Genomic DNA, 25,947 nt, shown 5'->3' with positions numbered 1-25,947 from the left:
CATCCCTTGCCTCAACTGCACGCGGCTGCACTGCTGTTCGACATGGACGGCACCCTCGTGGACTCCACCGCGCTGGTCGAGTCCACCTGGGCCGGCTTCTGCGAGCGGCACCAGCTCGACCTCGCGGAGGTGCTGGCCTTCGCCCACGGGCGCCCCACCCGGGAGACCGTGTGCCGCTTCCTCCCCGACCCCGAGCAGGCGGCGGCGGAGACCCGGCGCCTCGTCGCGCACGAGGAGTCGGAGACCACCGGCATCACGGAGGTCCCCGGCGCCCGGGCGCTGCTGGCCGAACTGCCGCCGGACGCCTGGGCCGTGGTCACCTCCGCGAGCCGCCGGCTGGCGGAGGTGCGGATGGCGGCGGCGGGGCTCCCGCTGCCCGCGATCCTGGTGAGCGCGGACGACGTGACGCGCGGCAAGCCGGAACCCGAGGGCTATCTGCGGGCCGCCGCCGCGCTCGGCTGCCCGCCGGAGGACGCCGTCGTCGTCGAGGACTCCAGCGCCGGAGTGCAGGCCGGACTCGCCGGCTGCGGACGCACCGTGGTCATCGGCAGCCTCGACGCCTACGACGACGTGGCCCCGCGCTGGGCCGACTTCCGCGGGTTCCGGGTCACCGACCGGCAGCCGGGCCGGGCCGGGGTGACCCTCGACGTGCCCGAGCCGGTCGCCGCGGGACCGGTGGTCCGGCGATGAGCACCGTCGCCGCCTCCCAGGACCCGATCGAGGACCGTCGGACCGCGCCGGCGGCGACCTTCGCGGCGGACATCGGCGGCACCTGGGTGCGGATGAGCACCGGCGGACCGGGCGCGCCGGTGGAACGGGTGCCCTCGCCCAGCCACCTGCGCCACCCGGACCGCTCCACCGCCCGGCTGCGGGCCGACATGGTCGAGCTGCTCAGCGACCGGGTCCCCACGGGCGCCCGCGCCGCCCTCTCCTTCGGCGCGGCGATCGACCATCTCACCGGCACCGTCTACGGATCGGCTCCGCTGTGGGGGGCCGCGGACACCCCGTACGACCTCGCCGCCGACCTGCGGCGGAGCCGGCCCGACGTCACCTGGCACCTCGTCAACGACGTCACCGCGGCACTGCTGGACTTCGCCGCCGTGCACGCCCGGCCCGGCACCCGCCGGGTCGCCTATCTGACCGTCAGCAGCGGCATCGCCCTGCGGATCGCGGATCTGGAGCGGACCAGGATCCCGGTCGACACCTGGGGGCTGCAGGGCGAGGTCGGCCACCTGCCGGTCCCGCTCACCGACCCCGGCGCGGACGTGCTGGCGGGACTGCCCTGTGAGTGCGGCGCGACGGACCACCTGGCCTCGCTCGCCTCCGGGCCGGGCCTCGTCCGCGCGGCCCGGCGGCTCGGGATACCCCGGGCCCCGCAGGTCGCCGACTGGCTCCCGGGCGCTCTCGACGCGAACGACCCCGGCGCGAGGCGGCTGCTGGAGCTGTGCGTCGCCCCGGTCGCCCACCTGCTGCGCACCCTGTGGTGCCTCGACCCGCACCTCGACCTGATCGGGATCGGCGGGGGCGTGACCGAAGGGCTGGCCGGCCACTACGCGGCCGAGATCCGCCGCCGCCTCGCCACCGCCACCTCCTACGCCGACCGGGGGCGCGACGACGCCTGGCTCGGCGACCGGCTCGTGTTCTGCGGCCCGGGACAGGTGGACCCGCTGCGCGGGGTCCTGCGCATCGGCGACTGGCTCCCGGGGGTCACCCCGTGAGCGCCGCGACCCACCGGGCCCTGGTCCGCCGGCCCGCCGACAGCTCCGGCCGCACTCTGGTCGAGGTGGCCGAGGTGCGCACCCCCCGGCTCGACCCCGGCGACGTCCTGCTCGCGCCGGCGGTCGTGGGCATCTGCGGCACCGACTGGCAGATCCTGCGCGGCCTGCGCGACGACCCCAGCCCCGTCCTCGGCCACGAGGGCGTCGCCCACGTGGTCGAACCCGGGGACTCCGGGCTGGCGGCGGGCACGCCGGTCACCGTGAACCCCACGCATCCCGAGGACCCGTCCTTCCTGCTCGGCCACAACCTTCCCGGGCTGTGGGCGGAGCGCACCCGCATCCCCGCCGCGGCCGTACGCGCCGGACTGGTCGTCCCGGTGCCCGCCGACGCCGCACGGCCACGGGTGGCCGCGCTCGCGGAACCGCTCGCCGCCGCCCGGTACGGCGCGCGGATCGTGCGCCACACGCTGCGCCCGGCGGCGCTGGTCGTGTGGGGCGACGGCATCGTGGGGCGCCTCGCGCGCGAGTTGTGGCGCACGGAGGAGCCCGGGCCGCGCACCCTTCTCGTGGGGCACGGCGACGACGCCGTCGACCCGCACGACGCCGACCTCCCCCGGCTGCTGGCCGGTCTGCCCTCACCGGTCGCCGCCGTCATCTGCACGCCCCGCACCGGGACGCGCGAGGCGCTGACCACCCTGGACCGGTACGTGCCGGGCACGCTCCTGGTCGACGTGCACGCCGGGCTGCCCTCGGGGCCGGTCCCGCTGACCGCGGGCGACATCGACGTCGCCGCGCTCCGTACGGCGAACTGCGGTGGAGCCCCCTGGCCCCCGCGGGGCGAGGAGTTCGCCCGTCCGCACGGCAGGCTCCTGCTCTGCGGCCACCGCGGCGTCTCCGGCGACCAGCTGCGGGACGCCGTCGAGCTGCTGCGGACCACCCCGCGGCTCGGGGAGCAGGTGCTCACCCACGAGGTCGGACTGGAGGAGGCCGCCGACCTCGTCAACACCGTGCTGACCACGTCCAGGCGCCGCGCCGACGACCGCCGCGTACTCAAGACCGCGATCCGTGTCGGGAGCCGGCCATGACCGCACCGGCCGCCACGGCCCTGCCCCCGGCCGGCCCGGCTCCGACCGCGCTCGCCGTCGCCGCGCCGCAGTGGCGGATCGACACCGACCGCCGGGCGGCCGCCCGCGCCGCCCTCGCGGCGGGGGCCGATCAGCTGCACCTCGACTACGGCGGTGCCCACCGCGGCCCGCCGCTGAGCGACCGCGCCGCCCTGCGAGCGGCCGAGGCGGTCACCGGGGAGCTCCCGGTACCCGTGCTCGCCGTCAACCACCTCAACGACATCGGCCTGGCACACGAGCAGGGCACCGCGAACCCGGCGGCCGTCGAGCTCCTGCTGCGGGCCCTGGACTGCGCCCTGCACCTGGGTGCCGCCGTGCTCCACGTGCCCGGCTTCCGGCGAAGCCTGCCGAACACCGACGGACTGCGCGTCGGAACGGCCGAGGCGCTGCGCGGCCTGTGCGCGCGGCTCGCCGGGACGGACCTGCTGGTCGCCTACGAGTCGCCGCTCGGCCCGCACGACTCCCTCGCACTGGCCCGGGCGGTGGACCACCCGGCCCTGCGGCTGGTCCTGGACACCGGCAACCTGGCCGACGCGGGCCTGCGGCCGCTCGCCTTCGCCGAACAGGTCGGGGCCGCCGGGCTCCTGCTGCCGGACCTGCACGTCAAGGACGGCTCCCGTACGACGGCCCCCTCCGCCGACGACCTCCCGGCCCTGCTGCGGTGCTCCCGCGCCCGCTCGGTGCTCGTGGAGAACGACTACCGGAAGACCCCGGGCCGCCTGCGCGAGGACATCGCGCTCTGCCGCCGCGCGGCCGAAGACCCCCGCCACCCCGAGGACGCACCATGAGAACCATCCAGCTCACCGCCCCCCGCACGCTGACCGTCACCGAGACCGCACCGCCCGAACCCGGCCCCGGCGAGGTCCTCGTCCGGGTGAGCCTGCTCGGCCTGTGCGGCACCGACCTCGGCTTCTTCGACGGCAGCAGCAACTACCTGCGCGACGGCCTGAAGAGCTACCCCTTCGTCCCGGGCCACGAGTGGATCGGCACCGTCGTCGGGACCGGCCCCGGCACCGACCCGGACCTGCTCGGCCGGCGGGTGTCGGGCCACAACTTCCGCGTCTGCGGCCGGTGCGCGCACTGCCACGCCGGGCGCATCCGCTCCTGCCCGGACCGCAGCGAGATCGGCGTGCTCGGTCCCCGCCCGGGCGCCGGCGCGCAGCTGATCACCGCGCCGCAGGACACCCTCACCCGGATCCCCGACGCCCTGTCCGACGCGGCCGGCGCCCTGCTGGAGCCGACCGCCGCCGCGGTGCACGCCGTGGACCGGCTCGGCGTGACGGCGTCGGACCGCGTCGCGGTGCTCGGCGCGGGCACGCTCGGGGTCGCGGCGGCCCAGACGGCCCGGGCGATCGGCGCGGACACCGTCGTCCTCGATCCGAACCCGGCCGCCCGCGCGCTGGCCGCCGAGCTGGGCCTGCGCGCCCAGGCCGGCCCGGCCGCGGCGGACGAGGAGGCCTACGACGCCGTGATCGAGGCGTCGGGCAGCGAGGCGGCGGTCCGCTCCGCCGTCCGCCTGGTCGCCGCGGGCGGGCGCATCGCCCAACTGGGCACCCCCCACCACGCCGTGGACGGCTTCGACGCGGCCGGTCTGGTGATCCGGGACGTGACGCTGCACGGCGTGCTGTCCGGGATCGGCTACTGGGACCGGCTCGTCGGGCTCGTCGAGTCGGGCGCGGTGAACCTGGACGCCCTCGTCGACCGGGTCTTCCCGCTGGACGAACTGGACGCCGCCTTCGCCCGGCTCGCCGACGGGAGCCGGAACCGTCCCAAGGTCCTCGTCCGGATCGACCCGGCGCTCGCGGAACCCGGCGCGGCATGAGCGGCACCGCAGTGGCCCGGGAACGGATCGACGCGCCGACCGCCGCGCGGCTGGCCGTCCTGGCGAGCGCCACCTTCGTCTACGTCACCTTCGAGGTCTTCCCGGTCGGGCTCATCCAGGACATCGCCCGCGACCTCGATGTCTCGGCCGGCCGGGTGGGCCTGCTGATCAGCGGCTACGCCGTGGTCGCCGCCGTCGTCACGGTGCCGACGGTCGCGCTGGCCTCCCGCGTCTCCCGGGGCACCGCCCTGGTGGTCTCCCTCCTCGTCCTCGTCGTCGCCGAGCTGCTCGCGGCGGCCGCGACCAGCTTCTCGATGATGGTGGTCAGCCGGGTCGCCGCGGCCCTGACGCACGGGGTGCTGTGGTCGCTGATCGCCCCGGCCGCGGCCACGCTGGTGCCGCGCGAGCGCGTGGGCACCGCCACCGCGGCGGTGTTCGGCGGCTCCACGCTGGCCGCGATCCTCGGCAGCCCGGGGACCACGTTCATCGGCGAGCTGATCGGCTGGCGCGCCACGGCACTGGTCCTCGCGGCGGCCACCGTCGCCGTGACGCTCGGGCTGGTCTGGGCTCTCGGGCTGCGACGCGACCCCCGGCCGCCCGTGGCCGGGGAACCGCGGGGGCCGGCCGTCCCGGAGCCCGGCCGGCCGGCGGTGCCCTGGCCGCGTGTGCTGACCCTGTGCGCCGTCGCGGTCGTGCTCATCACCGCGCACTTCCTGAGCTACACCTACTTCGCCGTGCTCGTCGCCGACCTCACCGGCACCTCCGCCGCGGTGGTCGTGCTGCTCGCGGTCTTCGGGGCCGCGGGGGCGGTGGGCACCTTCCTGGTGGGCCGGCACAACGACACGGCCCCGCAGCGGACGGCGGCCGTGACCATCGCGGTCTTCGCGGTGGGCATCGGGCTGCTGGCGCTCGCCTCGGCCCTGGACGGCACCACCACGCGTGGCGCGGCGGCCGCGGTCGCCGTCGCCCTGTGGGGCGGCGCGTTCGCCGCGGCCGGGCCCGTCTTCCAGACGGGTGTGATGCGCCTGGCCGGCGAGGACGCCGACCGGGCCTCCTCGGTCTACGTCACCGGCTTCCAGATCGGGATCGCCGGTGGTTCGGCCCTGGGCGCCGCCTTGCTGGCCCACTCGTCGCTGTGGCTGCCGGTCACCTCCACCGCGCTCGTGGCGCTGGTGCTGGCGGTGGTCCTGGTGCGGCGGCCCGTGCCGGCGGCGCAGGAACCCGGGGACCGGCACCCGGAACTGTGCTCACAGGAGCACTGAAGCGTCTCAAGAAGGCGCGTTGCTAATATAGTGGCAGCCATGCTTTTATAGAGCGCATGCTTGGCGCGAGGGAGGCGGCCCGACGGCGCCCCTGGCCCCGCCACTCCACCCGAGAAAGGCAATGAGATGCCCCGCACCACCGTCGACGGCACGACCGTCCACTACCGCACCGAGGGGCAGGGCCCCGGTCTGCTCCTGGTGCACGGCACCGGCGCCACCGGCGAGACCAACTACGGTCACCTGGTCAAGGAGTTCGCTGACCGGCACACCGTGATCCTTCCCGACTACGCGGGCAGCGGGGACACCGTCGACGACGGCAGCCCGCTGACGCTGGAGCAGCTCGCGGACCAGGTCCTCGGGGCCGCCGACGAGGCGACCGACGAGCCCGTCGACGTCGTGGGCTTCTCGCTCGGCGCGCTCGTCGCCGTCATGGCCGCGGCCCGGCGCCCCGAGCGGGTCCGCCGGCTCGTGCTGGTGGCCGGCTGGGCCCGCAACGACGACCTGCGCAAGCGTCTCGGGTTCACCCTCTGGCGCCGGCTGGCCGACCTCGACCCGGAGCTGTACTCGCACTACATCAGCCTGCTGCTCTTCACCCCGGGCTTCCTGGCGGACCTCGACGCGGAGACGTTCGACGCGGCCGTGGGCGGTGCCGAGGTCAACGAGGGGACGCTACGGCAGATCGAGCTCGGCCTGGACGCCGACATCCGGGAGCTGCTGCCCGCGATCGGCGTCCCCACCCTGGTCGTCGGCTGCCGCCACGACCAGCTCGTCCCCGTCGACCATTCCCGGGAACTGCACGAGGCGATCCCCCGCAGCACCTACCTGGAGATCGAGAGCGGCCACCTGGTGCCGGCCGAGGCACCGGACGAACTCGTCGACGCCATCCGGAACTTCCTCGCCTGACACCGGCGGCGCGGGCCCCGGGGCGGGCGGCCCGGCAGCGTCACCCACCGCCCGCCACCCCGTCCGCGTCCCGCTGCGGCGGACCCACTCGGGCTGCGACCGCCCCGTCCCGTCCGCGTCCCGCTGCAGCGGACTTGCTTAGGCCGCGGCCACCCCGGCCCGTCCGCGTCGCGCTGCGGCGGACCCACTCGGGCCGCTACCACGCCGGCCCGCCCGCGTCCCGCCGCGGCGGCCCCACCCGGGCCGCGACAACCCCGGCGCCCGCCCGCACCCCACCGCGGCGAACCCACCCGGGCCGCCACCGCCCCGGTACGGCCCGGGCCGCGCCACCGCGCTCCGCCCGCCGCGTCCATCCGAGCTGAAGGAACAACGCCCGCCCATGGCCACGCCCCAGATCACCCCGCCCGAACTCATACCGCCGGCGGACACGGCCCCCGGCCCCGCAACACCCGCCGACACGCTCCCGACCGGCGCCGACGCGCCGAGCACCGGTGTCCCGGCCGGCGCCGACGCACCGAGCACCGGTGTCCCCACCGGCGCCGACGCACCGAGCACCGACGCACCGAGGATCGGCGGTCCGGCCGTCCGGCTGCCCTCTCTGACGGGTATGCGGTTCCCGGCGGCGCTGCTCGTCTTCCTGTTCCACGTCTCCCTGCCGGCCCACTGGCTCATGGCCGGCGACGCCAACACCACCCTCTTCGCCCGCCTCACCGAGCAGGCCGGTGGCGTCGGCGTCACCTTCTTCTTCGTCCTCAGCGGCTTCGTCCTCGCCTGGTCCGCCCGCGAGGGCGACCCGCGGACGTCGTTCTGGCGCCGCCGGTACGTCAAGATCGTGCCCAACTACGTCGTCGCCTGGGCGCTCGCGATGCTGCTGATCGCGTCCGGCACCGCCTGGTGGCGGTCGGCGGCCACCTTCTTCATGCTCCAGTCCTGGGTCCCGGACTACACCACCAACTTCGCCGTGAACTCCCCGGGCTGGTCGCTGTCCACGGAGGTCTTCTTCTACCTGTGCTTCCCGCTGCTGCACGCCGGGGTCCGGCGGATCACCCCGCAGCGGCTGAAGTTCTGGATCGGGGGCGTCATCGCCGGGGTGTTCGCCACCCCCTGGCTGGCCACCACCTTCATTCCGGCGGGCGACGTCTACATGTCGAACGAGCCCGGCGTCTCCGGACTGCACCTCTGGTTCGCCTACGTCTTCCCGCCGTCCCGGCTGCTCGACTTCCTGCTCGGCATCCTGGTCGCCCGGGCTGTCATGCTGGGCCGCTGGCGCAACATCGGCCTCGTCTGGTCCGGCCTGCTGATGGTGGCCGGCTACGTGGTCGCCGAACTCCCCGGCGTGCCCTACCTCCTCGCCCAGCGCGCGGTCTGTCTCGTGCCGTGCGTGCTGCTGATCGCGGCCGGAGCGCTGGCCGACGCCTCGGGCCGGCCGACCCCGTTCGCGAACCGCGCGATGACCTGGCCCGGCGAAGTCTCCTTCGCCTTCTACCTGCTGCATTTCATCGTGCTCTCCGAGGCGCGGGAACTGCTCGGCGCCGGACTGGAGTCCGGCTGGGCCGTGGCCGCGTTCGTCGTCGCCGAATGCGCCGTCTCGGTCCTGCTGTCCTGGGCGATGTACGCCTGGGTGGAAAAGCCGCTGGTCCGCCGCTGGTCCCGCTCGCGGGCCAAGGCCCCCGCCGCCGTGGCCGCCTGATCCGGCGACCACCCGATGCCGTGACCCCGCCCCCCGCGCCCGCCGCCCGGGCGTGGTGACCGACACCCCGCACGATTCGAAGGTGCCCCCATGCCGTTCCGACTCGCCGCGCTGATCCTCGCGATCTTCTGCGTCGGCACCGCGGAGCTCTCGCCCAGCGGGATGCTGGACGACCTCTCCACCGACCTCAGCGTGAGCCTGGCCTCGGCCGGCCTGCTGGTGACCGCGTACGCGTTGACGATGGTGGTCGGTGGCCCGCTGGTCACCGCGCTCACCACCCGCGTCCCCCGCAAGCTGTTGCTGGTGGGCTTGCTGACCGCCTTCGTCCTGGGCAACGTCGTCTGCGCCCTGGCGTCGGGTTTCGGCATGCTGATGGCGGGCCGGGTGCTGACCGCGGTCGTGCACGGCACCTTCATGGCGGTGTGTGTCGTGACCGCCGGTGACATGGCCGGCGAGGGCAAGGGGGGCGCCGCCGTCGCGGCCACTCAGCTCGGGATCAACCTCGCCACCGTGCTCGGTGTCCCCATGGGCTCCTTCCTCGCCCAGCACTACGACTGGCGGGCCCCGTTCGCCCTCGTCGCGGCGCTGGCCGCGGTGGCCATCGTCCTGATCCTCGCCTGGGTCCCCGGCACTCCCGCCCCGACGGTCACGGCGGCCCATGAGGCGCGGGTGTTCCGCCGCCCGGCCGTCTGGGGCACCGTCGGAGCCACGGTCCTGTGCTCCGGCGGCATGTTCACCCTGATCACCTACATGGTGCCGCTGCTGACCGGCGTCGGCCACCTGCCGCGGCACTGGGTCCCGGCCGTGCTCCTCGCCTACGGGGCGGGCTCCATCGTGGGCAATCTGCTCGGCGGGCGGTACGCGGACCGCGGAGTCGACCGGGCGGTGGGGCGGATCTCGTGGATCCTGGTGGCCGCCTGCCTGCTCTGCTGGCTCCTCGCGCCCCACGCGGCGGGCGGTGCCCTCGCCCTCGTGCTGTTCTCGCTCGCCACCTTCGCCCTGATCCCCGGCCTCCAGACCAAGGTGCTCGCCGAGGCGGCCGACGCGCCGACGCTGTCGCTCACCGCCAACATGTCCGCCTTCGGGCTGGGTGCCGCACTCGGGTCGTGGATCGGTGGTCTCCTCACCGACTCCGGCCTCGGCACCCGTGCCGTGCCCCTCGGGGCCGCCGCGCTCACCGCCTCGGGCGCCCTGCTCGTGCTCGCCCTGCGCCGCGCGGCCCGCCGCGCCCCGGCCGTCCTTCCCGCGAACGACCGCCCGCTCGCCGTCCGCACCGCCGAGAAATGAGTTGCCGTGACCGCACCACTCCACGCCCCGCCCGGCCCCCGTCCCGGCCGTGCCCCCCTTGAGGACCCGGTCAGACGCCCGGCACCCCTGCCGTCGCTGACGGGCCTGCGCTTCATCGCGGCCGTCCTGGTCTTCTTCTTCCACTCCTCCTTCTTCGAGCCGCTGACGAACCCCTTCGCGGACCGCGGCCTGGCCGAGGGATTCCAGTGGCTGTTCAGCAAGGCGGGCTGGATGGGGGTCTCCTTCTTCTTCGTGCTGAGCGGCTTCGTCCTGACCTGGTCGAGCCGACGGGACGACACGGTCACCGGGTTCTGGCGCCGCCGGCTCCTCAAGATCTTCCCCAACCACATCGCCATGTGGGCCCTGGCGATGCTGCTCTTCGCCGGGGCGGCGACCCCGCTCACCGCGTGGCTGCCGAACCTGTTCCTGGTCCACTCCTGGTTCCCGCAGCACGACATCTACATCAGCGTCAACGCACCGAGCTGGTCGCTCTGCAGCGAGCTGCTGTTCTACCTGCTCTTCCCGTTCCTCATCGGGCCGGTGCGGCGCATCCGGACGGAGCGGCTGTGGGTGTGGGCCGCTGCCATGGTGGCCGGCATGGTCGCCCTGGAGATCGCCGTCGACCTGCTGGTGCCGGCCCAGCCGCGCACCCCCGAGGGATTCCCCATCTCCTCGCTCCAGTTCTGGCTCGGCTACAACTTCCCCCCGGGCCGCCTCTTCGAGTTCGTCCTCGGCATGCTGCTGGCCCGGCTGGTCCTGGCGGGCCGGTTCCCGCGCGTTCCCCTCGCCGGCGCGCTCGCGCTGGCCGTGGGCGGCTACGCGCTGGCGCTGAACGTGCCGTTCCTGTACGGGTTCACCGTGGCCACCATCGTCCCGGTCGGTGTGCTGGTGTGCGCGGTGGCCACGGCCGACATCCGCGGCGAGCGCACCCTGCTGAGCGGCCGCGTGATGCGGTGGCTGGGGGAGGTGTCCTTCGGCTTCTACCTCGCCCAGTACGTCGTCCTCTACTACGGCCGCACCTACGTGCTGCACGACCGGACCTACGGGCTGGTCGGCGGCGTGCTCGAACTGCTCGTCCTGCTGCTCGTCACGCTGGCGCTGGGCTGGCTGCTGATGGTGTGCGTCGAACGTCCCGTCATGCGCCGCTGGGCCCGGCCCCGCGAGCGCACGCCCCGGGGGCCGGCCGAAGCGGTGGTCGTCGCACCAGCGCAGGTACGCCCCGGAGCCGCTCGTACGCCGGCCGAGGACGGCGGGACGGAGCCGGTGCCCACGGCCTGACGGGGCGGGCGGTGCTCAGGAGGGGACGCCGTGGGAGGCGTCCGCCCCTGAAGCGGAACGCAGTTCCCGCAGCCCGCGGGAGAGCGCCATGAGGCCGGCCAGATCGCTCTCGTAGTCGGTGTCGTGGCCCGCTCCCGGGGCGAGGAACGCCGGGGTCGCCGGCGCCGCGGTACCGGCACGGTCCGCCTCACCGCGCAGTCGCAGGGCCCGGTCCACCAGCCGCACGAGGTCCGGCCCGGTCGCCGCCCCGGCGTTCTCCCCGGCCGCCCCGCGCGACGCCGCCTCCTCGGAGGCGAGGTGCAGATAGGGGCTGAGCCGGGTGAGGCCGTCCCGGCACTCCACGTATCTGCGGTACACGGCCGAGGTGTAGTCCAGCGGCGGCAGCCACCGGCGGCCCCGGGGCTGGTCCAGGACCAGCTCGGGGTAGAAGGCGACGAGCCGCTGCCACAGCTCGGCCAGCTCGCGGAACCGGCTCCGGTGGACGGCGCGCTCCCGCAGGAACTGGGCGGCGCTCGCGAAGCACGGGATGCTCAGCCCGGCGCACACCGCGATGGTGGCCACCTGGCCGAGGAGGAAGATGTTGGCATAGGTGAAGTGGTGCCCGTACCCGCGGCAGGCACGGCAGTTGACCCACAGGATCCGCAGGACGCAGCTGAGGGAGAGCGCGAGCAGGCCGACGGAGACGATGCTCAGGGACACCTGCCGCATCAGCCGGCCGCGCCGGGCGTGCCACGCGGCGAGCACCCCGCACGCGGCGTACCCGAAGACCAGATAGACACCGCCGATGTCGTAGAAGGCGCGCACCCGCCAGTCGTCCAGGTAGGGCAGCGTGAAGGTGTGGTCGCGCAGGCGCGGCGGCATCAGCGCGGTCACGAGGACCATCGCCGTGAAGCAGGACAGGCACATCACCACCTCCGGCCTCGTCCACAGCGTCCGGCGCTGCAGCGGACGCTCGCGCAGGAAGCCGACCATGAGGCAGAGCCCGGTGAAGAACGCCAGGTTGTACGCGAGCTTCGTGGCCCCGGTGAAGAGCAGGCCGTCCAGCAGTGCCGTGTCCCACAGCTGGCTCAGCACGTTCCCGGTGCCCAGCAGGAGGAGCGACAGGCACAGGTGCAGCCGCAGGGGCGCCCGGAAGCGCTGCCGGATCAGCGGTGGAAGCGTCCACGCCGTGCCCCCGAGCAGCGTGACGACCGCCAGCACGTTCACGAACTTCACATCAGCCAGCCACCAACGCACGGTCACGGTACGGCGACCGGAACATCACGGTGGGTGACGAAGTCGAAGCGCCTCACTGATCCGAACACGCGTCCCCCTGTTTGCAGAACCCATTACGAGGCCACATCACGACGCGTCTTCGAGCCCATGCCGACCACCGAGCAACCTACGGCGGCCCCGCGGCGGACGGCAAACCAGCCCGTGGGCCGTCCCGTGGCGCGTGGGCGGGGCGCGGGCGGGTGCGTAAGGATGGAGGCATGCCCAATCGACTCGCCCGAGCCACGTCCCCGTACCTCCTCCAGCACGCGGACAACCCCGTCGACTGGTGGCCGTGGGAGGCGGACGCGTTCGAAGAAGCCCGCCGACGCGATGTCCCCGTCTTCCTGAGCGTGGGCTACAGCGCCTGCCACTGGTGTCACGTCATGGCCCACGAGTCCTTCGAGGACCAGGAGACCGCCGACTACCTCAACGCGCACTACGTGAGCGTGAAGGTCGACCGCGAGGAGCGGCCCGACGTCGACGCCGTCTACATGGAGGCCGTGCAGGCGGCGACCGGGCAGGGCGGCTGGCCCATGACCGTCTTCCTCACCCCCGACGGCGAACCCTTCTACTTCGGCACGTACTTCCCGCCCGCCCCCCGCCAGGGCATGCCGTCCTTCCGCCAGGTGCTCCAGGGCGTGCACCAGGCCTGGGCGGAGCGGCGGGAGGAGGTCACCGAGGTCGCCGGGAAGATCGTCCGCGACCTGGCGGGCCGCGAGATCTCCTACGGCGACGCGCAGACCCCCGGCGAGCAGGAACTCGCGCAGGCGCTGCTCGGGCTGACCCGGGAGTACGACCCGCAGCGCGGCGGGTTCGGCGGGGCGCCGAAGTTCCCGCCGTCCATGGTGCTGGAGTTCCTGCTGCGCCACCACGCCCGCACCGGCGCCGAGGGCGCCCTGCAGATGGCGGGCGACACCTGCGAGCGCATGGCCCGCGGCGGCATCTACGACCAGCTCGGCGGCGGCTTCGCCCGCTACTCCGTCGACCGCGACTGGATCGTGCCGCACTTCGAGAAGATGCTGTACGACAACGCCCTGCTGTGCCGGGTCTACGCCCACCTCTGGCGCGCCACCGGCTCGGAACTGGCCCGCCGGGTGGCGCTGGAGACGGCCGACTTCATGGTGCGCGAACTGCGCACGAACGAGGGCGGGTTCGCCTCCGCGCTCGACGCCGACAGCGACGACGGCACCGGCAAGCACGTCGAGGGCGCCTACTACGTGTGGACGCCGGAGCAACTGCGCGAGGCGCTCGGCGAGCAGGACGGCGAATTCGCCGCCCGGTACTTCGGCGTGACCGAGGAGGGCACCTTCGAGCACGGGCAGTCCGTCCTCCAACTGCCGCAGCAGGAGGAGCTGTTCGATGCCGAGAAGGTCGCCTCGATCCGGGAGCGCCTGCTCGCGCAGCGGGCCGAGCGGCCCGCGCCCGGCCGGGACGACAAGGTCGTCGCCGCCTGGAACGGCCTGGCGATCGCCGCGCTCGCCGAGACCGGCGCCTACTTCGACCGGCCCGACCTCGTCGAGGCCGCCGTGGCCGCCGCCGACCTCCTGGTCCGGCTGCACCTGGACGAGCAGGCCCGCCTCACCCGCACCAGCAAGGACGGGCACGCGGGCGCCAACGCGGGTGTCCTGGAGGACTACGCCGACGTGGCGGAGGGCTTCCTCGCGCTCGCCTCGGTCACCGGCGAGGGTGTCTGGCTGGAGTTCGCCGGGTTCCTGCTCGACCACGTCCTGGCCCGCTTCACCGACCCGGAGTCGGGCGTGATGTTCGACACTGCGGCGGATGCCGAGCGGCTGATCCGCCGCCCGCAGGACCCGACCGACAACGCCGCCCCCTCGGGCTGGACCGCGGCGGCCGGCGCCCTGCTGAGCTACGCCGCGCACACCGGCTCCGTGCCCCACCGCACGGCCGCCGAGAAGGCCCTCGGCGTCGTCAAGGCGCTCGGGCCGCGCGTGCCCCGCTTCATCGGCTGGGGGCTCGCCGTCGCCGAGGCCGTGCTGGACGGGCCGCGCGAGGTCGCGATCGTCGGGCCGTCCCTCGGTCACGAGGGCACGAGGGTCCTGCACCGCACGGCGCTCCTGGGCACGGCGCCGGGCGCGGTCGTCGCCGTCGGCGCCCCGGAGAGCGACGAGTTCCCGCTGCTCGCGGACCGTCCGCTGGTCGGCGGTGAACCGGCCGCGTACGTCTGCCGTAACTTCACATGCGACGCCCCGACGACCGAAGCTGACCGGTTGCGTGCGGTCTTGAGCGACTGAAGTCGCGAATCAACGGAAACACGCTCTTTATCGGAACAGCCCCCAGACTTCACAGTTCCCCCTTAATCTCTGCACAGTGCCGCGACGGATGGGACGGTCGCGACAGGGGGTTCTTGGATCTGGGGGGATCTGTTTGCTGACGTCTGTCTTCATCGCTGCCGTTTCACTGGCCCTGTTCTGGATGGCGGCGTTCACCCTGTGGTGGCAGATGCACGCCTGGCGCACGCCGGAAGTGCTCGCCTCCACCCGGTTCAGCAGTCCGGACGGGGACGAGCACGTCTCCTTCTCGCTGCTGCTGCCCGCCCGGCACGAACAGGCGGTGCTGGACCACACGATCCAGCGCCTGCTGGAGTCGAGCCACACCGACTTCGAGATCATCGTGATCGTCGGGCACGACGACCCGGAGACCACCGCCGTGGCCGAGGTGGCCGCCGCGCGTGACCGGCGGGTCCGCGTCGTCGTCGACACGCACGAGAAGAAGAACAAGCCGAAGGCCATGAACACGGCCCTGCCGCACTGCCGCGGTGACGTCGTCGGCGTGTTCGACGCGGAGGACCAGGTCCACCCCGAGCTGCTCGCGCACGTCGACCACGCCTTCCGCACCACCGGCGCCGACGTCGTCCAGGGCGGGGTGCAGCTGATCAATTTCCACTCCAGCTGGTACAGCCTGCGCAACTGCCTGGAGTACTTCTTCTGGTTCCGCTCGCGGCTCCACCTGCACGCGCAGAAAGGTTTCATTCCGCTGGGCGGCAACACCGTCTTCGTCCGCACCGGCGTCCTGCGGGAAGCCGGCGGCTGGGACCCGAACTGCCTCGCCGAGGACTGCGACCTGGGCGTCCGCCTGTCCAGCGTCGGCAAGAAGGTCGTCGTCGCCTACGACTCCGACATGGTGACCCGGGAAGAGACCCCGGGCTCGCTGATGTCCCTGCTGAAGCAGCGCACCCGCTGGAACCAGGGGTTCCTCCAGGTGTACCGGAAGAAGGACTGGAAGCAACTGCCCACCCTCGGGCAGCGCCTCCTCGCCCGCTACACCCTGATGACGCCGTTCATGCAGGCCTTCACCGGCCTGATCATCCCGCTCAACGTGGCGATCGCGCTCTTCCTGGACGTGCCCGTCGGCATCGCCTTCATCACCTTCCTGCCGGCCGTCACCGCCCTGGTCACCTTCGTCTTCGAGATCGTGGGACTGCACGACTTCGGCAAGCAGTACGGCCTGCGCGTCCGCTTCGCGCACTACCTGAAGCTGATCCTGGGCGGCCCCTTCTACCAGGTCCTGCTCGCCGGGGCGGCCGTCCGTGCCGTCTGGCGCGAGCAGCGCGGCCGCAACGACTGGGAGCTGACCACGCACGTCGGCGCGCACCTCACCCGGGCCGAAGCCAGCCGTGAGACCCGAGAGGACGTTCCCGCGTGACCTCCACCCTTCCCGCGGCGACCACCCCGAAGATCCCCGCGCAGCGCGGGCCCGCGCCCCGCACCGGTGCGCACCGACGCGTCGAGCCGCCCAGCCGGCTGCGCTCCTCCCGCTCCGACCTGCTCCTGTGCGGTGTCCTCCTCGTGGCGATCCTCGTCGTGCAGGGCTGGAACATCGCCGACTACCCGGCCCTCAGCGACGACGAGGGCACCTACCTCGCCCAGGCCTGGTCGGTCCAGCAGGGCAACGGCCTGGCCCACTACACCTACTGGTACGACCACCCGCCGCTCGGCTGGATCCAGATCGCCGTACTGACCTGGATCCCCGCGCTGATCAGCCCCGAGTCGATGACCGTGGGCACCATGCGCGCCGCGATGCTGGTGATCAGCGGCATCAGCGCGGTCCTCGTCTACGTGCTGGGCCGGCGTCTCGCCCTGCCCCGCTGGGCCGCCGCGCTCGGCATGGTCTTCTTCGGCCTCTCGCCGCTCGCGGTCGTCCTCCAGCGGGAGATCTTCCTCGACAACCTCGCGGTGATGTGGACGCTGCTGGCCTTCACGCTGGCCGCCTCCCCGAGCCGCCACCTCTGGCACCACTTCGGCGCGGGCATCGCGGCCGCGACGGCCGTCCTCACCAAGGAGACGATGCTCGTCGTCCTGCCCGCCCTGTTCCTCACCATGTGGCGGCACAGCCACAAGGACACCCGCAAGTTCGCCCTCACCGGCGCCGTCACGGCCTGCGCCCTGATCGGCTTCTCCTACCCCCTGTTCGCCCTGCTCAAGGGCGAGCTGCTGCCGGGCAGCGGGCACGTCTCCCTCTGGGACGGCGTCAAGTACCAGATGACCCGGCCCGGTTCGGGCTTCATCCTGGACCAGGGCTCCGGCTCCTGGGGCGTGCTCCAGTCGTGGCTGTACTACGACAAGATCCTGCCCCTCGGCGGCCTCGCGGGCGCCCTGCTGCTGCTCGCCACCTGGCGCTGGTCGGTCACCGCCCGCGCCCTGGCCGGACCCGCCCTGGCCGTCGCGATCCTCGCCGCGCTGGCGCTGCGCCCGAACGGCTACCTGCCCGCGATGTACGTCATCCAGGCCCTGCCGTTCCTCGCCCTCGTCCTCGCCGGAGGCACCGCCTCCGTCGCCCACGCGGTGCTGAGCCGCTGGCGCTCCGAGGCGGAGAAACGGTACGTCAGCGTGGGCCGGTACGCGCTCGCCACGGTCCTCGCCCTGGCCGCCGGCGCCTACGTCGTCCCGCACTGGTACGACGGCGCCCGCACGGCCGTCACCACCGACGCCAACGCCCCCTACAAGGCCGCCTCGAAGTGGCTCGCCACGGAGGTGGAGAACCCGGAGCGCACCCGCGTGCTGGTCGACGACGCCCTCTGGCTGGACCTCGTGCACCAGGGCTACGAGCCCGGACTCGGCGTCATCTGGTTCTACAAAGCCGACCTGGACCCGGCGGTGACGAAGACGATGCCGCGCGGCTGGAAGGACCTGGACTACGTCGTCGCCTCCCCGACCGTGCGGCGGGACGCGGCCGACCTGCCCAACGTCAAGGCCGCCATGGAGCACTCGGAACCGGTCGCCACCTTCGGCACCGGCCCGGACCGCATCGAGATCCGCCAGATACAGACGTCCGCCGGAGGCGCGCGATGAGCCAGGAGTCCACCGTCCCCGGCGAGGTCGTCGAGACCGCCGAGATTCCCGAACCGGGCGCCGTCACCATCGTCGTACCGACGTTCAACGAGTCGGCGAACGTACGGCAGTTGCTGCGCCAGATCACCGAGGCCGTCCCGGCCCGGCTGCCCTGCGAGGTCCTGTTCGTCGACGACTCCACCGACGACACGCCCGAGGTCATCGAGAAGGCGGCGCAGGACTGCCCGTTCCCTGTGACCGTGCTGCACCGCGAGGAGCCGGTGGGCGGGCTCGGCGGCGCGGTCGTCGAGGGCCTGAAGGCGGCCACCTCCGACTGGATCGTCGTCATGGACGGCGACTGCCAGCACCCGCCGTCCCTCGTGCCCGACCTGGTCGCCACCGGCGAGCGGGCCAACGCCGGGCTGGTCGTCGCCTCCCGGTACATCAAGGGCGGCAGCCGGGCCGGACTCGCGGGCAGCTACCGCGTGGCCGTCTCACGCGGGGCGACCTGGCTGACCAAGGCGCTCTTCCCACGCCGGCTGCACGGCATCAGCGACCCGATGAGCGGCTTCTTCGCGATCCGCCGCAGCGCGGTCACCGCCGAGGTGCTCCAGCCGCTCGGCTACAAGATCCTCCTGGAACTGGCCGTGCGCAGCCGCCCGCGCACGGTCACCGAGGTGCCGTTCGTCTTCCAGGACCGTTTCGCGGGGGAGTCCAAGTCGACCGCGCAGGAGGGCCTGCGCTTCCTGCGGCACCTGGCCGGGCTGCGCGCCGCCTCGCCGGTCGCGCGGATGATCGGCTTCGGCCTGATCGGGCTGACCGGCTTCGTCCCGAACCTGCTCGGTCTGTGGGCGCTGACCGCCGCCGGCATGCACTACGTACCGGCGGAGATCCTCGCCAACCAGCTCGGCGTCGCCTGGAACTTCGTGCTCATCGAGCACCTGCTGTTCCGCGAGCGGCGCCGGCACCGGCGCTGGTGGGACCGGGCCGGGCGGTTCGCGCTGCTCGCCAACGCCGATCTGGTGCTGCGCATCCCGCTGATCGCCGTGTTCGTGCACCAGCTGCACCTGGGCGTGCTGTCCGCCACCGCGCTCGCGCTGGTGACGACGTTCGTCCTGCGCTTCGTGGCGACCGAAGCGCTGGTCTACCTGCCGCGCCGGGCCGGTGAGAAGCCCGTGCGCGACGGCCGCACCGCGAGGAGAGCCGTGTGAACAAGTACCGGAGAAGAACCGCACTCGCCGGCGTGGGCGCGCTCACGGCCGGCCTCCTGCTGACCGCACCCCAGTCCGCCTCCGCCGCCAACCTCATCAAGAACCCCGGCTTCGAGACCGCGGGCACCGGCGACATGCCGTACTGCTGGGAGAAGTCCGGCTGGGGCGACAACGACTTCACCTTCACCACCACGGCCGACGCGCACACCGGCTCCAACGCCATGAAGGTCGAGCTGACCCGCCGCGTCGAGGGCGACCGCAAGGCGCTGATCACCGAGTCCGCCGACTGCGCCCCGGTGGTGGCGCCGGGCAAGCAGTACGACCTGGGCCTCTGGTACAAGACGACGACCCCCGACGCGGCGATCACGCTGTTCCGGCACGACACCACGGCCGGCTGGCAGTACTGGACCGACCTCAAGACACTGGACCTGGCGGGTAGTTGGACCGAGGCGACGGTCCGCACCCCCGAGGTCCCGGCCGGCACCGACCGCATCTCCTGGGGCGTCTCGGTCTACGGCACCGGCTCCGCCACCACCGACGACTACACGATGGACCAGGTCCCCGACCCGGTCCTGCCGCCGCAGTGCACGGGCACCGCCGAGCAGTGCGCCAACGGCAAGTGGGACGTCCTCCCCACGCAGAACCCGGTCCGCTCCATGCACTCGGTCGTCCTGCACAACGGCAAGGTGCTGCTGATCGCGGGCTCCGGCAACGACGAGTCGATGTTCGAGGCGGGCACCTTCACCTCGGCCGTCTACGACCCGGCGAACGGCTCCTACAAGGTCATCCCCACGCCGAAGGACATGTTCTGCGCCGGGCACGTCCAGCTCCAGGACGGCCGGGTGCTGGTGATGAGCGGCAACAAGGGCTACCCCTCCGCCGACGGCCGGATCGGCTACCAGGGCTACAAGGACTCGTACATCTTCGACCCGGAGACCGAGACCTACACCAGGACCAACGACATGAACGACGGCCACTGGTACCCGTCGGCCACGATCCTCGGCAACGGCGACGTCATCTCCTTCGGCGGCCTGCGCGAGGACTCCACCGGCTCGGTCGCCGCCGAGCTGTTCTCCGAGGCCGAGCAGCAGTGGCAGCCGCTGTGGAAGGTCAACCAGACCTGGTCGTACTGGGGCCTGTACCCGTCGATGATCCTCATGCAGGACGGCCGCCTCTTCTACTCGGGCAGCCACGTCTTCGGCAACAACATCCCCGGCACGGGTTCGGCGATCTACGACTACGACGCCAACACCACCACCCAGGTGCCCGGCCTGCGGAACAAGGACGAGCGCGACCAGTCGGCCAGCGTGCTGCTGCCCCCGGCGCAGGACCAGAAGGTCCTCACCCTCGGCGGCGGCAACATCGACTCCAACCCGGAGGCGAACCGCCTGACCGACATCATCGACCTCAAGCAGCCCAACCCCTCCTACGTGGCCGGACCGCCGATCCCGCAGGGCACGGTCGACCTCGGCAACGGCCCGGTCCCGCAGACCGGGAACCAGGGCAAGATGTACGTCTCCGCCGTGCTCCTGCCCGACGGCAAGGTGCTGGAGACGGGCGGCGCCCTGCACAACCGCGCCAACCCGGTCTACGAGACGTCGATCTTCGACCCCGAGTCGGAGACGTTCGACCCGGTGGCCGTCGACCCCGAGGCCCGCGGCTACCACTCCTCGGCGTTCCTGCTGCCCGACGGCCGTGTGATGACGACCGGCGACAACCCGGGCAACGGCTCCTGGAACCACGACGTGTCGGTCTACAGCCCGCCCTACCTGTTCAAGGGCCCCCGCCCGACGATCACCTCGCTGATCGACACCGAGTGGACCTACGGCGACACCCAGCGGATCACCGTCGACCGGCCCATCGCCAAGGCCGAGCTGATCCGCCCGGCCGCCGTCACCCACTCCTCCGACCCGAACCAGCGGTTCGTGGACCTGCCGCTGTCGGTCGACGGCAACAACGTCGACCTGAACGTCACGAGCAACCCCAACCTGGCGCCGCCCGGCTGGTACATGCTCTTCGCGGTCGACGCCAACGGGGTCCCGTCGGTGGCCAAGTGGGTGCACCTCCAGGGCCCGCAGGCCCTCAAGGCGACGGACGCCTCGGCCCACGTCCACGACTTCGCGGACGAGCCCACGGGCAAGGTGGCCAAGCCCGGCAAGAAGCGGGTGTCGCAGAAGGTCAGCCCGACCATCTCCGGCTGCGACCGCCACTACGGCTCGATCAACGTCTGCGTGCCGACGGACTTCCCCGCGGAGGTGAAGAAGACGACGGCGGCCCGCTGCGAGTGGCTCAAGGCGAACGACTACGGCCGCCTGAAGGTCAACGGCAGGGACGACCCACTGCGCCTGGACCGGAACGGGGACGGGATCGCCTGCGGCCGGAAGGACTTGACGAAGCGCTAGGTACGTCCGACAGCTGGTCGGCCCGTGCCGTACACGGGCCGACCACGGCACCGGCGGTGTCGACCCCGGCTTCCTACGCGATGGAGCTGAGGTAGTCCTGCGGGGGCAGCGATTCGACCTGCCCTGCCTCGTTGTAGAACCAGGCGTGCAGGCGTAATGCGTGGGTGGCCCGTCGTTCCGCCATGGTCGGGTACTCCAGCAGGTTGGCCATTTGCACCGCGAGGTGGGCGCGTGCTGCGGTGTCGATCTGCATTCGGCTCGGGGCGCCTCGGGAACCCGTCCCTGCCGCATCTTCACACGCCGTCCGTGAATTCGCGGTCGTCAGCCAGCGTTTGACCGCTGAGGGGAGAGAGGTATTGCGGCGGTCGATGAGAAAGGACACGGCCGTGCACCCGGAATGGCCACAGATGATGACGTCCCTCAGGCCGGGGTCCCGGAGTGCGTACTGGATGGCGGCCACGTCGCTGGAGATGATGTTGGCTCCGCTCTTGGGGACGATGTTTCCAAGGTTGCGGAGTTCGAAGAGCCTGTCCGGGCCGATGCGGGTCAGTGTCACCGGTGAGAAAGCGGCTTCGGTGCACGTGATGAACAGTGCCTTTCTCGAGTTCCTGCCGCGGACGTGCTGCTGCCTCGTGTTGGTGCGCCTTGCCTCTGGATGCCCCGTGGTGTTCCTCATACTGCACTGCCCCCTCGGTCGTTGTGTTCGACGATTGGCAGGCCTCGGATCGGCTGATCCCCGGTCTGCGCGAGCGCGAGACACGAGGCAGCTAAATACGCCAGCTTTGAAGGCGGGCACGGAGCAGAGCAGACAGGATCAAGGGCGGCGGCCCGGTCGCCGGCGGTCCGGCGGAGAACGGCTCGTGCGGATCGAAGTTCAGCGCTGTCGCAGTGAAGGCGGCGCACTTGTCGGATGCGCCCGTATCGGGTAGGCCGTTGAATCGGCCGGAAGGGTGAGCATTCTTGCGAAGGACCCGCAGGTCTTCCAAGTGGTGGGGAATGGAAAGCGTGGGGGTGGGCTGATCGCCACCCACGTGAGCCCTCTCGTCATCCCCCACCGCGGTCACTGCCGGTTCTGCCGAGTGAACCGCCGTTTTCGCAGACACCGTGACGCCGACCGGATGAGGGATCGCCGAGTGTGTGATCAGTGTCTTCCACGCCGTCATGAAGGCGAGGACCACGATGCTCAGCCGCATGCAGAGCCTACGTGTGGACCACATTCAGCACACCCGGCCGAGCGGGACGGGGTGTGTATGTCCGCAGGGCCCGCCCGGATTGTCCGGGGCCATCGGTGCCAGACGTCTTCGCTGTTCCGGATGTGTCCGTGGAGCGCAGCCTTGGGCGTACTGACTGGTAACCGATAGCCGGCTGTATAAGATCCGCCGGTAGACAACGCGATGGCACACACCGTCCCCCGATACCCCGTTATGGCGTTGCCGCCGAAGGCATCCTAAGCTCGACCGACCAGTCGGTCAAAGGTGAGTTTCGGGGCTGGACTCAGCGCTCGCGCCGCAGGCCGTTCACGAGGACGGCGACCGCCTCGCCCAAGCCCTCACGGTGGGCGGGGGGTGAGGTGATGAGGGCCTCGTGCAGCGCCCAGCCGTCGACCATCGCCGCCAGGGCGAGCGCGCCGGCCGTGATCTCGCGCTCCGGGGCGTTGCCTCCGGACGCGGCGCGCAACAGGTCGCTCAGTACGCCGACATAGGTCGCGTGATAGTCGGTGAAGTGCTGCTTGATCGCGGGGATGCGCTGGCCCAGCGAGAGGAGTTCGAGGGCCAGCGGAGCCCGGGCCGGGTTTTCGCGCAGGCTCCGGGCGAAGTCGTCCGCCATGGCGCTGAGCCGTGCGCCGGGATCCCGTTCCGCAGGCTCTGCGCTCGTCAGGGCTTCTTCTTCCCCGTGGAGGAGTTGTCGGACGAGTTCGACGGCGATCTCCTCCTTGCTCTTGAAGTACCAGTAGATGGCGCCTTTGCTCAGGCCGGAGGCCCGGACGATGTCGTCCATACGGGAGCCGTGATAGCCGAGGCCGGCGAAGACGGACGTCGCGGCGTCCAGGATCTGCGTGCGCCTGGCGCTGAGGCGCGCGGCGTTGCGCTCTTCGCTCCCGGTGGGGGTCTCCCGCCCCTGTGCCGTGCCCATGGTGATCTCCTCGGCTCGTCCCGTGGTGCCTGCGTGCTCGCGGTCAACTCTAGACCGGTTGGTCGGTCGATGGTTATGCTGACTCGACCGACCAGTCAGTCTAGGGAGTTCTCATGGCATCGGAAGGAGCCCCGGGCGTCGACCGGCCAGTGCTTTACCGCTGGGGCGCGTGGTGTGCGCGCCACGCGTGGAAAGTCGTCGTGGCCTGGGTGATCGTCCTCGTGGGAGCCGGGTTGTTGCTGCCGCGGTTCACCGACAGCCTCACCGGTTCGTCTCTCAAGGTGGAAGGGTCGGACTCTGCCAGGGTCGAGGCTCTCCTGACCGAACAGTTCGACACACCCGTCACCGAGGACGCCCTCGTCGTCTTCGACTCGTCGACGCTGCGAGCGGACTCCGGGGCGTACCGGCAGGCGGTCACCGAGACCCTCGGCGCGTTACAGAGGCAGGACGGCGTCGTGGAGGTGGAAAACCCCTACACGGCCGAGAACCCCGCCCTGTACTCGTCCGACCGCCGGACGGTGGCGGCCCCCATCGGACTCGGCGGCGACGAGCGGGACCGGCAGGACACGGTCCCCGTGCTGCAGGACACGCTCGACGACCTGACCGCCGACGCCCCGGTACGCGCCTACCTCACCGGACCCAGCGCGCTCAACGCGGCGGTGGTCGAGCAACAGGACAAGGACATCGCGCAGGCGGAGTCCATCGGCCTGCCCATCGCCCTGGTGGTGCTGCTCCTCGCCTTCGGCACCGTGCTGGCGGCCGGCCTGCCCCTCGTGCTGGGCGTGGTCGCGCTGCTCACCACGTTCGGTGTGCTGGGTGCCCTCAGCGGTCTGGTCGGCTTCGACGTGTTCGTCCAGGCGGTCGTGACCATGCTGGGTCTGGCGCTCGGCATCGACTACTGCCTGTTCGCCGTGACCCGGCAACGTGAGGAACTGGCGGCCCGGAACGGCGATGTCCCGGCATCGGTGGGCGCGACCATGGCCACCGCGGGCAAGGCGGTGCTCTTCTCCGGGTGCACGGTCGTCATCTCGGTGGCGGGCCTCATGGTCGTGCGCGCACCGGTGTTCCGGACCATGGCCCTCGGCGTGATGATCGCTGTGGCGGTGATGCTCGTCGTCGCCGTCACCCTGCTGCCCGCCGTGCTCGGCCTGCTGGGCACACGCATCAACCGGTTCGCGGTCCCGGGCCTGAAGCGGGCGCTGGAGCGGACGGACACCAGCCGCTCGATGTGGGCGCGCTGGACGGGCGTGGTCATGCGGCGTCCCGTCCTCATCGGTGGCCTGACCAGTGTGGTGCTGGTACTCGCGATCGTCCCGGTCTCCCAGCTGAAGCTCGGGTTCGACGTGGGGGCGTCAGCCGTCTCCGACGCTCCGGCCGGCAAGGGCTATGAACTCGTCGACGACAAGTTCGTCCCCGGTGCCGCCACTCCGCTGCAGATCGTCGTCCATACGCCGGAAGGCCGGCTGGGCGACCGTGAACTCGACGCCCTGGAGCGGTTCTCCGAACGGCTCCGGAACCATCCTGAGGTCTCCGACGTCGTCTCGCTGAGCGATGTGCTTCGCGACCAGGGCGGCACCGCGGACGCCGCCACGCTGCGAGCGGCCGTGGCAGCCGACTCCGACGGCGCGCTGGAACGGCTGGTGAGTCCCGACACGCGGACGACAGCCATGCTGGTGATGTCCCGCTCCGCTGCCGACAGCGAGGAGTCCGTCTCGCTCGTGCACTGGATCAGGCAGACTGCCGTGCCGGAGACGATCGGTGCAGCGCCGGGCCTCTCCGCCTACGTGGGCGGGCTGAGCGGGCAGACGGTGGACATCTCCGAGGAGGTGGAACGCTCGACGCCGCTCGTCCTGCTCGTCGTTCTCGGTCTGTCCTTCGTCCTGCTGCTGCTGGCCTTCCGCAGCGTCCTGCTTCCGCTCAGCGCCATCGTGATGAACCTCTTGTCGGTGGGTGCCGCGTTCGGGCTGCTGACCCTGGTGTTCCAGGAGGGAATCGGAGGCTCACTGTTCGACGTGAGCAGCACCGGCTTCATCCAGGCGTACCTGCCCCTGCTCACCTTCGTCATCCTCTTCGGCCTGTCCATGGACTACGAGGTGTTCCTCATCTCACGGATGAAGGAGGAGTGGGGCCGCACCCAGGACAACAGCAGAGCCGTCATCGAAGGGGTGGCGCACACCGCCAAGGTGATCACCGCTGCCGCGGCCATCATGGTCGTGATCTTCGCCGCGTTCATGCTGACGAAGGTCTCCGAAGTGAAGCAGATGGGCTTCGCTCTCGCCGTCGCGGTGCTCCTCGACGCCACCCTCGTCCGCGTCGTCCTGGTGCCGGCGCTGATGCGCCTGCTGGGGCACTACAACTGGTGGATGCCCGCCTGGCTCGACCGTTCTCTTCCCAGGCTCGAGCTGACGGAAGGGACCCCGGGTGACTCGCCCGCAGCCGCGTCCGACGGGGCTGCGGACGGAAGCGAGCCCCCCGTCTCGCGCAGCGAGGCGCCCGTGGTCCGCCGTTAGCGCGGTCGCCCGGCCGGATCCGCGGCCGGGCGACCGGCCCCGGCGTGGGGGCCGCCCCCCCGGGG

General features: G+C 72.2%; 20 protein-coding genes. 16 read left to right on the top strand and 4 right to left on the bottom strand.

The window, feature by feature from the left end; genetic code table 11:
* Positions 1–6 precede the first annotated feature (6 nt).
* From ABZ386_RS38780 to ABZ386_RS38735, 10 genes are all read left to right on the top strand, one after another.
* Positions 7–690 carry an HAD-IA family hydrolase gene (locus ABZ386_RS38780; RefSeq protein ID WP_358968245.1) on the top strand — a complete coding sequence of 228 codons (684 nt, stop codon included), beginning with the start codon at positions 7–9 and terminating at the stop codon, positions 688–690.
* The gene (locus ABZ386_RS38775) at positions 687–1,718 is read left to right on the top strand and encodes an ROK family protein (protein ID WP_358968242.1); all 1,032 of its coding nucleotides are present in this window, start codon (positions 687–689) and stop codon (positions 1,716–1,718) included. The genes ABZ386_RS38780 and ABZ386_RS38775 overlap by 4 nt, the downstream gene beginning before the upstream one ends.
* Positions 1,715–2,803 (top strand): alcohol dehydrogenase catalytic domain-containing protein, encoded by a 1,089-nt coding sequence (locus tag ABZ386_RS38770; protein WP_358968239.1) that lies wholly within the window; start codon positions 1,715–1,717, stop codon positions 2,801–2,803. Before ABZ386_RS38775 ends, ABZ386_RS38770 begins: the two co-directional genes overlap by 4 nt.
* Entirely contained in the window at positions 2,800–3,630 is an 831-nt protein-coding gene (locus ABZ386_RS38765; RefSeq protein WP_358968236.1) for a TIM barrel protein, read from the top strand. Before ABZ386_RS38770 ends, ABZ386_RS38765 begins: the two co-directional genes overlap by 4 nt.
* Positions 3,627–4,664, top strand: coding sequence for an alcohol dehydrogenase catalytic domain-containing protein (locus ABZ386_RS38760; RefSeq protein WP_351347155.1), 1,038 nt, complete (start codon positions 3,627–3,629; stop codon positions 4,662–4,664). The genes ABZ386_RS38765 and ABZ386_RS38760 overlap by 4 nt, the downstream gene beginning before the upstream one ends.
* Entirely contained in the window at positions 4,661–5,926 is a 1,266-nt protein-coding gene (locus ABZ386_RS38755) for an MFS transporter (RefSeq protein ID WP_356618439.1), read from the top strand. The genes ABZ386_RS38760 and ABZ386_RS38755 overlap by 4 nt, the downstream gene beginning before the upstream one ends.
* A gap of 126 nt (positions 5,927–6,052) precedes the next feature.
* On the top strand, positions 6,053–6,829 hold the full coding sequence (locus tag ABZ386_RS38750; RefSeq protein ID WP_351347151.1) for an alpha/beta hydrolase: 777 nt from the start codon (positions 6,053–6,055) through the stop codon (positions 6,827–6,829).
* A 379-nt stretch (positions 6,830–7,208) separates the two neighbouring features.
* Positions 7,209–8,519, top strand: coding sequence for an acyltransferase family protein (locus tag ABZ386_RS38745; RefSeq protein WP_358968232.1), 1,311 nt, complete (start codon positions 7,209–7,211; stop codon positions 8,517–8,519).
* A gap of 90 nt (positions 8,520–8,609) precedes the next feature.
* Complete coding sequence (locus ABZ386_RS38740) at positions 8,610–9,806, top strand: MFS transporter (protein ID WP_358968230.1); 1,197 nt, start codon at positions 8,610–8,612, stop codon at positions 9,804–9,806.
* Between the two features lie 6 nt (positions 9,807–9,812).
* Complete coding sequence (locus tag ABZ386_RS38735; protein ID WP_356670754.1) at positions 9,813–11,084, top strand: acyltransferase; 1,272 nt, start codon at positions 9,813–9,815, stop codon at positions 11,082–11,084.
* A 15-nt stretch (positions 11,085–11,099) separates the two neighbouring features.
* Here the strand turns inward: ABZ386_RS38735 and ABZ386_RS38730 are convergent, their stop codons facing one another.
* Positions 11,100–12,326, bottom strand: a complete 1,227-nt coding sequence (locus tag ABZ386_RS38730; protein ID WP_358968226.1) for an MAB_1171c family putative transporter — start codon at positions 12,324–12,326, stop codon at positions 11,100–11,102.
* 230 nt (positions 12,327–12,556) lie between these two features.
* On the opposite strand from ABZ386_RS38730, the gene ABZ386_RS38725 reads away from it, so the two are divergent.
* The 5 genes from ABZ386_RS38725 (at position 12,557) to ABZ386_RS38705 (ending at position 21,239) form a co-directional block, all read left to right on the top strand.
* A complete protein-coding gene (locus ABZ386_RS38725; RefSeq protein ID WP_358968223.1) occupies positions 12,557–14,590 on the top strand; it encodes a thioredoxin domain-containing protein in 2,034 nt (677 codons plus the stop codon).
* 133 nt (positions 14,591–14,723) lie between these two features.
* Positions 14,724–16,001, top strand: a complete 1,278-nt coding sequence (locus ABZ386_RS38720; RefSeq protein ID WP_351347138.1) for a glycosyltransferase — start codon at positions 14,724–14,726, stop codon at positions 15,999–16,001.
* On the top strand, positions 15,998–17,647 hold the full coding sequence (locus ABZ386_RS38715) for a phospholipid carrier-dependent glycosyltransferase (RefSeq protein ID WP_356618431.1): 1,650 nt from the start codon (positions 15,998–16,000) through the stop codon (positions 17,645–17,647). The genes ABZ386_RS38720 and ABZ386_RS38715 overlap by 4 nt, the downstream gene beginning before the upstream one ends.
* Positions 17,644–18,837: a glycosyltransferase family 2 protein gene (locus ABZ386_RS38710; protein WP_351347134.1), complete on the top strand. Its 1,194-nt coding sequence runs from the start codon at positions 17,644–17,646 to the stop codon at positions 18,835–18,837. The genes ABZ386_RS38715 and ABZ386_RS38710 overlap by 4 nt, the downstream gene beginning before the upstream one ends.
* On the top strand, positions 18,834–21,239 hold the full coding sequence (locus ABZ386_RS38705) for a galactose oxidase-like domain-containing protein (RefSeq protein ID WP_358968219.1): 2,406 nt from the start codon (positions 18,834–18,836) through the stop codon (positions 21,237–21,239). Before ABZ386_RS38710 ends, ABZ386_RS38705 begins: the two co-directional genes overlap by 4 nt.
* Before the next feature lie 73 nt (positions 21,240–21,312).
* On the opposite strand, the gene ABZ386_RS38700 is transcribed toward ABZ386_RS38705, so the two are convergent.
* The 3 genes from ABZ386_RS38700 to ABZ386_RS38690 all read right to left on the bottom strand — a co-directional run bounded on the left by ABZ386_RS38700 (position 21,313) and on the right by ABZ386_RS38690 (position 23,372).
* Positions 21,313–21,915: a carbonic anhydrase gene (locus ABZ386_RS38700; protein ID WP_356501595.1), complete on the bottom strand. Its 603-nt coding sequence runs from the start codon at positions 21,913–21,915 to the stop codon at positions 21,313–21,315.
* Positions 21,916–22,006: 91 nt separating this feature from the next.
* Positions 22,007–22,432, bottom strand: coding sequence for a hypothetical protein (locus ABZ386_RS38695; RefSeq protein ID WP_356501597.1), 426 nt, complete (start codon positions 22,430–22,432; stop codon positions 22,007–22,009).
* Positions 22,433–22,733: 301 nt separating this feature from the next.
* A complete protein-coding gene (locus ABZ386_RS38690) occupies positions 22,734–23,372 on the bottom strand; it encodes a TetR/AcrR family transcriptional regulator (RefSeq protein ID WP_351347126.1) in 639 nt (212 codons plus the stop codon).
* A 113-nt stretch (positions 23,373–23,485) separates the two neighbouring features.
* Between ABZ386_RS38690 and ABZ386_RS38685 the strand changes: the two genes are divergently transcribed.
* On the top strand, positions 23,486–25,882 hold the full coding sequence (locus ABZ386_RS38685) for an MMPL family transporter (protein ID WP_351347124.1): 2,397 nt from the start codon (positions 23,486–23,488) through the stop codon (positions 25,880–25,882).
* Positions 25,883–25,947: the final 65 nt, after the last annotated feature.

This window comes from Streptomyces sp. NPDC006140 (genome assembly GCF_040628815.1).
Classification (GTDB): Bacteria; Actinomycetota; Actinomycetes; order Streptomycetales; family Streptomycetaceae; genus Streptomyces.
The sequence above is the reverse complement of the archived record's forward strand: the minus strand, read 5'-3'. Positions and strand labels throughout refer to the sequence as shown.